The organism is Mesorhizobium sp. M7A.F.Ca.MR.148.00.0.0 (genome assembly GCF_003997735.1).
GTDB lineage: Bacteria > Pseudomonadota > Alphaproteobacteria > Rhizobiales > Rhizobiaceae > Mesorhizobium.
Genome location: NZ_RZTB01000147.1, coordinates 1 through 10,520 on the forward strand (window position 1 = coordinate 1; position 10,520 = coordinate 10,520).

A 10,520-nucleotide genomic window follows, 5' to 3' on the forward strand; every position below is an offset into this window, starting at 1 on the left:
GCGCTATATCGAGACCGGCGTCAACGATGCCGGCAATGTCTATCTCGGCTTCGACATCGGCGACGTCGCCAAGGATGGCGCGGTCAGCTACCGGATGACGGGCAAGGTCGCCGGCGGCGACACCTACAGCGATTTGCAGAATGGCTGGCGCGGCTTCATTTCGCCCAGCATCACCTGGCAGCCCGACGAGCAGACCAAGCTGACGGTACTGGCAAACTACAGCCACATCGACGAGAACCACAATGGCGGCAGCTTCCTGCCTTACATCGGCACTGTAACGGATCGGATTATCGGCGGAGTGAATTACGGTCGAATCGACCCAGATGCCAATTTTACCGAGCCGAGTGTCGATCTCTACAAGCGCGAGCAAGGTTCGATCGGCTACGAGTTCGAGCACACTTTCGACAACCAATGGACGGTGCGTTCCAACATGCGCCTCAGTGCGGCCTCGATTAATGAAGTCAACGTCTACGCCAACGGGTGGGCGAGCGCGACGCAGCTCAATCGCATCAATTTCGGTCACGATACCGACGCCACGACATTCCTGTCGGACCTGCAGATCGAGGGCAAGGTGGAGACAGGCGCTGTCGAACACACGCTGCTGGCCGGCATCGACTACAAATATTACAACATCGACCAGGTGCAGTCGTCGGCGCTCTTCGGCACAACCCCTCCCATTGATGCTTTCGACCCAATCTACGGCGCGCCACTGACGCCACGAGTCAGCTACCTCAATCAGGACTTGACCCAGAAGCAGCTCGGCTTCTATGCGCAAGACCAGTTGCGCTTCGGCGACGGCTGGCTGGTGACGCTGAACGGCCGTTACGACCGTGGCTGGCTCGACGCCGACAATCGGCCGACATATTACTCGGCGAGTTCCAGCACGCAGAACCAGACTGTCGGCGACTTCTCCGGTCGCGCGGGCCTCGCCTATGAGTTTGCCAACGGCGTAACCCCCTATGCCAGCATTGCCACCTTCTTCAACCCGCTCATCGGCACCGACGCCAACGGTAATCTGTTCAAGCCGGAAGAGGGCGTGCAGTACGAAGTCGGCGTCAAATATGTTCCGACCTTTGTCGATGGCCTGTTCACCCTGTCGCTTTTTGACCTGACCCGTCAGAATGTACCGTCGAACGTTACTTTCTTCACGCAGTTGCAAACCGGCGAAGTGCGCTCACGCGGTATAGAACTGGAAGGCAAGGTCAACGTCACTGAGGATTTCCGGCTCACCGGCGCTTTCACCGCCTATGACATCGACATCACCAAGGACGCCAACCCGGAGCTGATCGGCAAGACGCCGTTCATCGTTCCAGAGGTGATGGCCTCCGCCTCAGTCGACTATACTTTTCGTGGCGGCTGGTACGACGGCATCTCGATCGGTGGCGGCCTTCGCTACGTCGGCTCCTCATGGGCAGACAACGCAAACAACAACAAGGTTCCAGCTGTCACACTGGCCGACCTGAAGCTTGGCTACGACAGGGAGACCTGGGGTGTCGATCTGAACATCACCAATCTGTTCGACAAAACCTATGTCTCCAGTTGTCAGACCACCACTGTCGAAGCCTGTTCCTATGGCGAAGGCCGCTCGTTCAAGCTGAAGGCGCATACGACTTGGTAGTCGACTTGGTTACAGCTTGCCAAACAAGCCAGTGATGATCCATCTGCCCAACAGACGGCAGGTGCTTGCGCTGGCGGCCGCGGCATTGCTGCCACCGGTCGCCGCCAGGGCGGCGGCGATGCGGGTTGCCGCGATCGACTGGGGCATGCTGGAGACGTTGCTGGCACTCGGCATCGAGCCGGTGGCGGCGACCGAACTGATCCAGTTTCGCAAGATCGCGGTCGAGCCGAGAGTGCCCCAATCGGTGACCGATCTCGGGCTGCGCGGCGCGCCCAATTACGAGCTGCTGCGCATCGTCGCGCCTGATGTCATCGTGATCTCCAATTTCTACGAATACCAGCGCCCGATGCTCGAACGTATCGCGCCGGTGTTTGCGCAAACGGTCTACGAGGCCGGCGTGCCGCCTTATGTGCTCGCCGAGGCAGCGACACTGGCCCTGGGCGAAAAGCTGGGACGGCAGGCCGAGGCGGAGCGCTATACCGATGAGACCGCTGATGAAATCGCGCGGCTGCGCGGCACCTTGCCGCGCGCTTCCGGGCGTCCGGTCTTCGTCATCAGCCTAGGCGATAGCAGGCATTTTCGCGCCTTTGGCCGCGACTCCATGTTCGGCGATGTGCTGACGCTTCTCGGCCTGGTCAATGCATGGACCGACGAGACGAGCTACAGCGCGGCGGCACCCGTCGGACTGGAGGCGCTGGCGCGCGTGCCCGAGGCGTCGATCCTGATCGTTTCGCCACTGCCGGCCGATGTCGGGCGCTCGCTTCCGACAAATGCCTTGTGGAATGCTCTGCCGGCGGTGCGTCAGAACCGCGTTGCCGTGCTGGAGCCGGTCAACCATTTCGGCTGCCTGCCGTCGGCGCGTCGCTTCGCGCGCCTGGCGACGGCAGCTATTGCCGGGCAAAGCCATGGCTGAGCGCGCAGTCGGCCACCGCGCCACGACGAGTGCCGCGCTGTCGCCAATCGCCCTGTGGAGCTTCCTGGCGGTGCTGGCCGCGCTCCTGTTCGCATGGCGGCTCGGCATGCAGTGGCCGGCTCCACTGCCGGGCGGCATCGGTCTCGACCGCGTCATCCTGGTCTACAGCACGCTGCCGCGCGGCGCGGTGGCGGTGCTGGCGGGCGCCGTGCTCGGCTTGTCCGGCCTGCTGTTGCAGCATGTGCTGCGCAACCCGCTGGCCGAACCGTCGACGCTTGGCATCTCGGCCGGCGCGCAACTGGCGATGACGATCGCCTCGCTTTACGCACCGCTGCTGATGGAGCGGTCGCAGGGCCTGGTCGCCTTCGCCGGTGGCATCGCCGCGGTGCTGCTGGTGCTGGCATTGACCTGGCGGCGCGGGCTGGAGCCGGTGTCGGTCATGCTCGCCGGGATGATGGTGGCGCTGACCGCCAGTTCCGTCAGCGCAGCACTGATCCTCGCCAATGGCGATTACCTGTTTTCGCTGTTCATCTGGGGCGGCGGATCGCTGGTCCAGCAGGACTGGGAGCCGACCATCGCGCTGACGATCAGGCTGGCGGCCGGTGCGGTTGCCGCATTGATGCTGCTGCGGCCGCTGACCATCCTTGGTCTCGACGATGCCTCGGCACGCGGCTTGGGCGTCGCCCGTCACTCAAGCCGCTTTCTCATCATCGCGCTTGCCGTGTGGATGGCGACGTCAGTCGCGGCAGAGGTTAGCGTCATCGGGTTCGTCGGTCTTGCAGCGCCGGCGCTGGCCACGCTTTCGGGCGCCCGCACACTGCGCCAAAAACTGATCGCCGCGCCGTTGATCGGCGCCGTGATGCTGTGGCTGACGGACGGGCTGGTACAGCTGGCCGCCGGTTCCGGTGGCGAACGCATTCCGACCGGTGCCGGCACCGCCCTGCTCGGCGGTCCGCTGCTGCTGTGGCTGTTGCCGCGGCTGCGCCTTTTCGAGTGGCCGCATCTCGGTTCGAATGGTACCGCACCGCGCAAGGCCAGCCGGCCCTGGCTGATCATCCTGCTTCTGTTTGCGCTGGCGCTTGTCGCTGCCATCGTGGCGCTTGTCGTCGGGCGTGGCCCGGACGGCTGGTCTATTGCTGGGGGAGACCTGTTAACCGATCTCGCCGCGTGGCGTGCGCCGCGGATCGGCGTGGCGGCCGCCGCAGGTGCCATGCTCGCGGCCGCCGGCGTCGTCATCCAGCGGGTCACCGCCAACCCGCTGGCAAGCCCCGAAGTGCTGGGGGTCGGCACCGGCGCCGGCGCCGGCCTGACCGCCGTGCTCATGGTTAGTGCCACCGCCGGGCTGGGCTGGCAACTCGCCGGTTCCGGCCTCGGCGCGCTAGCGGCGTTGGTTGCCATGCTTGTCCTTGCCGCACGAGCAAAGTTCGGTGCCGAGCGGCTGCTGCTTGCCGGTATCGCCATGAGCGCGCTGTGCAGCGCTGCGATCACCGCGACGATCGCCATGGGCAACGCGCAGTCCTACATTTTGTTGCGCTGGCTGAGCGGCTCGACCGGCCAGGCGTCGGCGCTCGATGCAGGGCTGGCAATCGCCTGTCTGTTGCCGCTGACGCTGCCGCTGTTCCTTGCCGCCCGCTGGCTGGACATCCTGCCGCTCGGGTCCGACAGCGCACGCGGGCTGGGCGTGCCGGTCGCTGGCGGACGATTGATGCTGATCGTCGTTGCCGCGCTCCTCACCGCGCTGGCCGCCATGGTCGTCGGGCCATTGAGCTTCGTCGGCCTGATCGCGCCACACCTTGCCCGTCTGGTCGGCTTTTCGCGCGCCCGCGTCCATCTCGCCGGAGCGATGCTTCTGGGCGCCCTGCTGATGATCGTCTCGGACTGGCTGTCGCGCATGGCTGCCTTTCCCTACGAACTGCCCGCCGGCCTGTTCGCTTCGCTGCTTGGCGGGCCGTATCTCGTCTACCTGCTTGCCAAGGGCGTGCCGCGCCAGGGCTGACGGGTTCCGAAATGCTATGAGGTTCTATCCATAGGGCTAGGCCAGTGCGGCCAAGCTGGCGCGCATCGATTGGTCATGTTCCGGCAGCCGCGATACGGTCGGCAGGCCGCGGGCTTCCTGGGCACCGAAGCCCAACCGTGTCAGACAGGCTCGCGCCAGGGCCGCATTGCTGTCGATGACGACCAATCCATTGATATCGTTGAGGCTGGCGGCCACCACCGACAGTTCGGTGCAGCCGAGCAGGGCTGCATCGGCGCCGGCCGCTTGCGCGATATCGAGCGCGCGCTCGGTTTCAACCGCCGCATCCGCGATCGAACCCGCTTTGACGAGGCTGATTGCGCTGTCGACACACTGCTGAAACTCGGCATTCGCGGGAAGGCAGAGCTCAAATCCCGCCGCCGACATCCTGTCCTGATAGAAGCCGGAGACCAGCGTGCCTTGGGTGGCGAGAACAGCAACCCGGCCCTGATCCAGGCTGCGACGCGTCTCCGTCACCACAGCATCTCCGATATGGATGATTTCCGCGCGCGAATTCGCCGCCAGTTGGCTGTACCAATGGTGGGCGGTGTTGCACGGCATCGCGATGCGGGCGACGCCGAGCGCATTGAGCGTCGCGACCGCGGCTTTCAAAGGCGCCAGCGGCCCATCATGGCCGGCAAGGATCGCTTCGGTCCTGTCGGGCAGCTGCGGGACACTGAGAATCACGGCAGGCACATGTTCGTTGTCTCTGAACGCCTGGGTCATCCGGGTCAGCTTGAAGGAGAAATCAGCCGAAGCAAGCGGCCCAAGACCGCCGATAATGCCGAGCTGGGGACGGATGCTGTCGTCGATCATCTGACAGGCTCGGCTTCGAGCTGGTCCGAGGCGACGTCAGGCTGCGTCGTCTCCCTGTGGCTGGGAGCGATCATTGCCGTGCTCGCCGCGACGGTGCAGACGCTGGCCAGCGTCATGAACGTGTCGACGGCTGCATCCACCGCGACGAACAGGACGAACGCCGCCTCGAAGGGAAGCTTCAGGTAGCCGCACACGATGGACATCTGGGACAGGATGAGCAGGCTACCCATGCCGCCGGTGGTGAGCGCGAGAAGCGCTGAGATGATGCCGACGAGCACGAGGTCCGAGACTGCAAGCTGGTGGCCGTAAAGCTGGGCGATGAAAAGCGCACCCGAGGTGTAGAGCAGCGCTGGGCCTGTACGCAGCAATGCCGCCTGCAGCGGCACGAGCAGTTCGACCACCACCAGGCTGAACCGCAGGCGCTCGCTCAAAAGGTTGATGACCCAAGGCAGCGAGGCGACCGTAGAGCGTGTGGTGATGGCCACCATGAGAAGGGGCTGGCAGGTCTTGATCGTGGTCCAGTAGCTTCGTCGCGACCGGATGGCGATAATCGCAAAAGCCCCGGCAACGAATATGAGGCAGGAGAGGCCCATCACCAGCAGGTAACCGCCCATCAGCGTGAGCGGCTTGGTTCCGGTCGACGCGGTCTGGTCCGCGATCAGGATGAAGGTTGCAAAGGGCAACCCCCAGATGAACCAGTTGGTGAGCACCGTGCAGGCCCGGTAGACCGCGTTGAGCGCCTGGGTCAGGCTCATGGACGAAGGCTGGGGAATCTTCCCCATCGCGAGCCCGAAAAGCAGGCAGAACAGCAAAACCTGGATGGTCTGGCCCGAGGCAAGCGCGTTGAAGACGTTGTTCGGCACCAGGTCGAGCAGGATCGAGTGCCCGCCATTGGGATCCCCATTGGAGGGCGGCGGCTGGAACGGGAAGGCGAGATCGGTGGACACGCTGCCTTGCGAATTGATGAACTCGCCAAGCTCGATGCGCGACTGCGGATTCTCGATCTGGCCCGGCTGCAGGATCAACGACAGGGTGCCGCTCACCAGCACGCTCAGGAACGATACGGCCAGCACGGCCATGCCCACCTTGCCGAGGTAGCGGACGGATTTCGGGTCCTGGACCATTGCCGTGATGGAGAAGATGACCGACGAGACCAAATAGGGCAGGACGACCATCTTGAGGAAATTCAGGTAGAGCTGTGCGACAGGGCTGATCGCATGGGCAAAGTCTGGATAGTAGAGGCCGCACAGTATCCCTGCAGCAATCATCACAATCGTCGTCACCGGAGATCGCAGGATACGCCTTGCTGCGAGGCGCCAGTCGAAAGGCAGGGGTCCGGCTACCTCGGAGATGGCCATGTCAGGCTTTGCTCCCCAGGCGATAGCGGGCGATGATCTCATCCGTGTTGAGAATCTGCTGACCCCGCGCGAGATCGAGATAGAGATCGACAAAGGCCGCGAGGTGCGGATTGTCGGGCCGCACGCCGACTGCGATCGTATCGACCTTGTCGGTCAGCGTGATCGAGCGCGCGACAACCGTCATCGACGGATCGTCGACCATCAGCTTCTTGATCTCGAAATCATCGCGATAGGCCATGTCGATCGTCCCGTTTCGGATCGCATCGATGATCAGATCCCAGCTTGCCAGGCGGTGGATTTGCGCATGCGGGAAGGTCGTGGCCGCATAGGTGGCGAATGAAGAGCCCTCGATCACGCCAAGATCGCCTGAGAAATCACGGACGATCTGTTCGGCCGGTTTGCCTTGCGCGATACGCGCCAGGTTGAGGCGGTTGGCGATCAGCCCTTGCCGCAGCATGGCGTAGGGGCGGGAATAGATGATCGACCGGCCGCGCTGAAGCGTCCGGCTGAGCTTGCCAATCGCCATGTCGGCCTGTCCGGAACTGACCTGTCTGACGATATCGTCGAACGTTGCGGCGGATCGGTCGAATACCGGCTCGACGCCAAGCGCCGCGGCGATGCCGTGGGCCAACTCCATGTCTATGCCATCGTCCCCCGATCCGTCGGACGGAAAGAACGGATTGGAAGCGAAGGCCGGCATTGCGATGCGCAATGCATCGCCGCTCGCGATAGGTTGAGGCGCCTGCTGTCCCGGAGTGCTGGCTGCGCGGGCTTGCGAGATCAGCAACCCGCCGCTCCCGGCCGCAAGCAGTGTACGACGTGTAACCGACATGCGCGTTCTCAATTAACCCGGGAAAGCTGCAACATGCACAACCCGCGTTAAACAAACGTATATATTACACTGAGCCTTTTTATGTATTGGACAAGCAGCTTAGCGCCACAAAATATCAGCACTGCCTAATATATTAGGAAAAGCGGAAGGATCGCGTTGCTTCCCGCCGGGCGATCGTTTGGATTGTCAAAACGTCTCGACCCAAGGCCGTAACTCAAGCTCCGAGCTCCAGGCGCTGCGATGCTGGCGATGGACCGCGAGATAGGCCTCGGCGATAGCGTCCGGCGACAGGCGGCGGTCCTGTAGGTCGGGATCGGCTGCCTGTCCGGGCGGCGCGATCTGGCCGTCGATAATGAAATGGGCGACGTGGATGTTCTGCGGGGCGAGTTCGCGGGCCATGGACTGCGCCAGGCCGCGCAGGCTGAATTTCGGCATGGCAAAGCCGGCCGAGCCGGGAAAGCCCTTCACACTGGCAGTGGCGCCGGTGAACAGGATCGAACCGGATCCCCGGACAAGCAGCCGGCGCGCCGCCTGCTGGCCGACCAGGAAGCCGCCATAGGCGCCGACCAGCAATGCCTGTTTGACCGCTTCCGCATCGAGCTCGGCGATCGGGCCGCGGGTGCGTGCGCTGGCGTTGAACACCACGAGCGCCAGCGTGCCGGCCTTGTCGGCGGTGTCGAACAGCCTGGCGACGGACGCAGCGTCGGCGACATCCGTCTCAACGGCCAGAGCACCGGTTTCGTCGATCAGAGCGCTGAGCTTCTCGACGTTACGGGCGGCCAGAACCACGCGAAAGCCTTCCCGGGTGAGAAGGCGCGCAAGCGAGGCGCTCAGACCAGCGCCCGCGCCTGCAATAACGGCCACATCGGATGAGGTCATGATTTTCTCTCCCTTGCGGATTTCGGCGGAAGCGTTCGCCAGACCAGACAAGGTCGCGCCTTCGGGGCTGCCAGGCAAGAGGTGGCATCTCGTTGGCTGTTGAACCAGACGGGCTGCAGAAACGACGTTGCGCGGTCCAACATCGCCTGTGGCGCTACGAAAGCCGCTCGGCCTTCAGCACCGAGACCGCCACTTCGAAAGGGACAAGGCTTGGACCTTGCCCGCCGCCCGGATTCATTAGACCAACATTTTGGCGGTAGAATCGTCAGGTTTCGTAAAGCTGTCGGCGATCTCATCAATGGGACTGGAGCGTGGTCCCGAAAAGTGGGAAACGGTTTCCGGAAAGATCATGCTCAACAAGGAAACGACTATGGAACCAATCTGGGCCGTCGGCCTGATGACCGGCACGGTGCTGGACGGCAACATCGACGTCGCGCTGATCAAGACCGACGGCGAACGTATCGAGGATTTCGGCACCTACCGGCTGATGCCCTATCCTCCGTCGATCCGCTCCCTGCTGGAAGAGACGCTGACGGAGGCGCGGGCGTGGAACTTTGTCGGGCCGGAGCCGGCGATCTTCCACACCGCGGAGGAAGCCCTGACGCGTGCCCAGTCAGCAGCCGTCAAGGAATTGGTCGAAGGCTATGGCATGACGATGGCCGATATCGGCGTCGTCGGTTTTCACGGCCAGACCGTTCTGCATCGCGCGCCGCAGGCTGGACGGCTGGGCCAGACAAGGCAACTCGGCGACGGTGAGCTGATGCATGCCCTGTTGGGTACCAAGGTCGCTTACGATTTCCGCTCGGCCGACATGCGCGCCGGGGGGCAAGGCGCGCCGCTGGCCGCGGTCTATCACACGGCGTTGATGCGCGGCGCCGGCGCCAATGGCGAGGTGGCCGTACTCAATCTCGGCGGCGTCGCCAACATCACCTGGTGGGATGGCGCCGACAATGTCGTTGCCTTCGACACCGGCCCCGCCAACGCGCCGCTGAACGATTTCATCAAGTCGAAGGGGCTCGGCGAGATGGACCGCGACGGCGCGCTCGGCGGTGCGGGCAAGGTGGACGAGGCGCGGCTGGCCAAGCTGCTGCAGCACCCCTATCTCACCAAGCCCTATCCCAAATCGCTGGACCGTTTCGACTTCGGCGCCGCCATGGCGGACGGGCTGGATGCGGAGGATGGCGCGGCACTGCTGACCGCCTTTACCGCTGGAGCCGTCGGCAAGGCACTCGACCTCTTACCAAGCCGTCCGAAAAAACTGGTGGTCAGCGGCGGCGGCCGCCACAACCCGACCATGATGGCGATGCTGACCAGCCGTGCCGGCGTCGAAGTGGTGCAGGCCGAGAGCCTCGGCTGGAGCGGCGACGCGGTCGAGGCGGAGTGTTTTGCTTTCCTCGCGGTGCGCGTGCTGCGCGGCCTGCCGATCAGCTTTCCGAGCACGACCGGCGCACCGCGGCCGATGCAGGGCGGAAAACTCGCCAGTTAGAGCCTCTTCCATCCCGGAACGGGATGGTCTCTATCTCAGTGTTTGAGGATGACCTTTCCCGCCCGGCCGACTTTCAGGCGATGCGGCTTTTTGCTCAGGTCTTGCAGTCGAAAGGTCTTCGGAATAGTCGAAAAGCTTTTCCGCCGGGACCCACTGTCATCCAACCGTTAAGAAGAATTAATACAAGACAACAGCGATCTTGTTTTCAGCTGACGCCTCATTTCGCAGGCGTATGGCCATTGATGCGCGCCTACATAGCGGCGGCAGTATAGTTGGGATTCAATTTATGTTGCCAGCAGGTTTAGCCTTATTGCGCGGTGCACGGCCGACGGTTTCGGGGGCGGCAGCTGCGCTCGCCCTTGCAATCATCGGGGCCATGATCGGATCCGCTGCGCGGGCTGAGCCCATTCGCGGTGCGGGGTCGACACTGGCCGCGCCGATCATCGGCAAGTGGGCAACGACATACAAGGCTGCACGCGCCGACGGCGGCGACTTCTTCACGCTGGACTGGACCGTCGATTATGAACCAGTCGGATCCCTTGCCGGCCTGATGCGGCTTGCGCAGCCCGAACTGGATTTCGCCGCCACGGATGTTCCCGTGCCG

8 protein-coding genes and 1 pseudogene are annotated in these 10,520 nt (G+C 63.6%); 5 read left to right on the plus strand and 4 right to left on the minus strand.

Going from position 1 to position 10,520, the window contains the following annotated elements:
- From EOB49_RS30195 to fhuB, 3 genes are all read left to right on the plus strand, one after another.
- Positions 1-1,618: TonB-dependent siderophore receptor (locus EOB49_RS30195; protein WP_127383136.1), on the plus strand; the 1,618-nt coding region annotated here is incomplete at its 5' end.
- Positions 1,619-1,652: 34 nt separating this feature from the next.
- The gene (locus tag EOB49_RS30200) at positions 1,653-2,531 is read left to right on the plus strand and encodes an iron-siderophore ABC transporter substrate-binding protein (RefSeq protein ID WP_127321334.1); all 879 of its coding nucleotides are present in this window, start codon (positions 1,653-1,655) and stop codon (positions 2,529-2,531) included.
- Positions 2,524-4,527 (plus strand): Fe(3+)-hydroxamate ABC transporter permease FhuB, encoded by a 2,004-nt coding sequence (gene fhuB / locus EOB49_RS30205; protein ID WP_127383137.1) that lies wholly within the window; start codon positions 2,524-2,526, stop codon positions 4,525-4,527. The genes EOB49_RS30200 and fhuB overlap by 8 nt, the downstream gene beginning before the upstream one ends.
- 36 nt (positions 4,528-4,563) lie before the next feature.
- Here the strand turns inward: fhuB and EOB49_RS30210 are convergent, their stop codons facing one another.
- The 4 genes from EOB49_RS30210 to EOB49_RS30225 all read right to left on the minus strand — a co-directional run bounded on the left by EOB49_RS30210 (position 4,564) and on the right by EOB49_RS30225 (position 8,430).
- The gene (locus tag EOB49_RS30210; RefSeq protein ID WP_127383138.1) at positions 4,564-5,361 is read right to left on the minus strand and encodes an amino acid racemase; all 798 of its coding nucleotides are present in this window, start codon (positions 5,359-5,361) and stop codon (positions 4,564-4,566) included.
- The gene (locus EOB49_RS30215) at positions 5,358-6,719 is read right to left on the minus strand and encodes a cation:dicarboxylase symporter family transporter (RefSeq protein ID WP_127322407.1); all 1,362 of its coding nucleotides are present in this window, start codon (positions 6,717-6,719) and stop codon (positions 5,358-5,360) included. The genes EOB49_RS30210 and EOB49_RS30215 overlap by 4 nt, the downstream gene beginning before the upstream one ends.
- A gap of 1 nt (position 6,720) precedes the next feature.
- Positions 6,721-7,551: a transporter substrate-binding domain-containing protein gene (locus EOB49_RS30220; RefSeq protein WP_164781858.1), complete on the minus strand. Its 831-nt coding sequence runs from the start codon at positions 7,549-7,551 to the stop codon at positions 6,721-6,723.
- Between the two features lie 186 nt (positions 7,552-7,737).
- Positions 7,738-8,430 (minus strand): SDR family NAD(P)-dependent oxidoreductase, encoded by a 693-nt coding sequence (locus EOB49_RS30225; RefSeq protein WP_127383139.1) that lies wholly within the window; start codon positions 8,428-8,430, stop codon positions 7,738-7,740.
- Positions 8,431-8,800: 370 nt separating this feature from the next.
- On the opposite strand from EOB49_RS30225, the gene EOB49_RS30230 reads away from it, so the two are divergent.
- On the plus strand, positions 8,801-9,916 hold the full coding sequence (locus EOB49_RS30230; protein ID WP_127383140.1) for an anhydro-N-acetylmuramic acid kinase: 1,116 nt from the start codon (positions 8,801-8,803) through the stop codon (positions 9,914-9,916).
- Between the two features lie 286 nt (positions 9,917-10,202).
- Positions 10,203-10,520: pseudogene (locus EOB49_RS38105) on the plus strand (phosphate ABC transporter substrate-binding protein PstS); the annotation flags it as partial.

Coding starts and splice junctions, on each gene's coding strand:
- EOB49_RS30220 (WP_164781858.1), bottom strand. CDS start 7,551: ATGTCGGTTACACGTCGTACACTGCTTGCGGCCGGGAGCGGCGGGTTG.
- EOB49_RS30200 (WP_127321334.1), top strand. CDS start 1,653: ATGATCCATCTGCCCAACAGACGGCAGGTGCTTGCGCTGGCGGCCGCG.
- EOB49_RS30225 (WP_127383139.1), bottom strand. CDS start 8,430: ATGACCTCATCCGATGTGGCCGTTATTGCAGGCGCGGGCGCTGGTCTG.
- EOB49_RS30215 (WP_127322407.1), bottom strand. CDS start 6,719: ATGGCCATCTCCGAGGTAGCCGGACCCCTGCCTTTCGACTGGCGCCTC.
- EOB49_RS30230 (WP_127383140.1), top strand. CDS start 8,801: ATGGAACCAATCTGGGCCGTCGGCCTGATGACCGGCACGGTGCTGGAC.
- fhuB (WP_127383137.1), top strand. CDS start 2,524: ATGGCTGAGCGCGCAGTCGGCCACCGCGCCACGACGAGTGCCGCGCTG.
- EOB49_RS30210 (WP_127383138.1), bottom strand. CDS start 5,361: ATGATCGACGACAGCATCCGTCCCCAGCTCGGCATTATCGGCGGTCTT.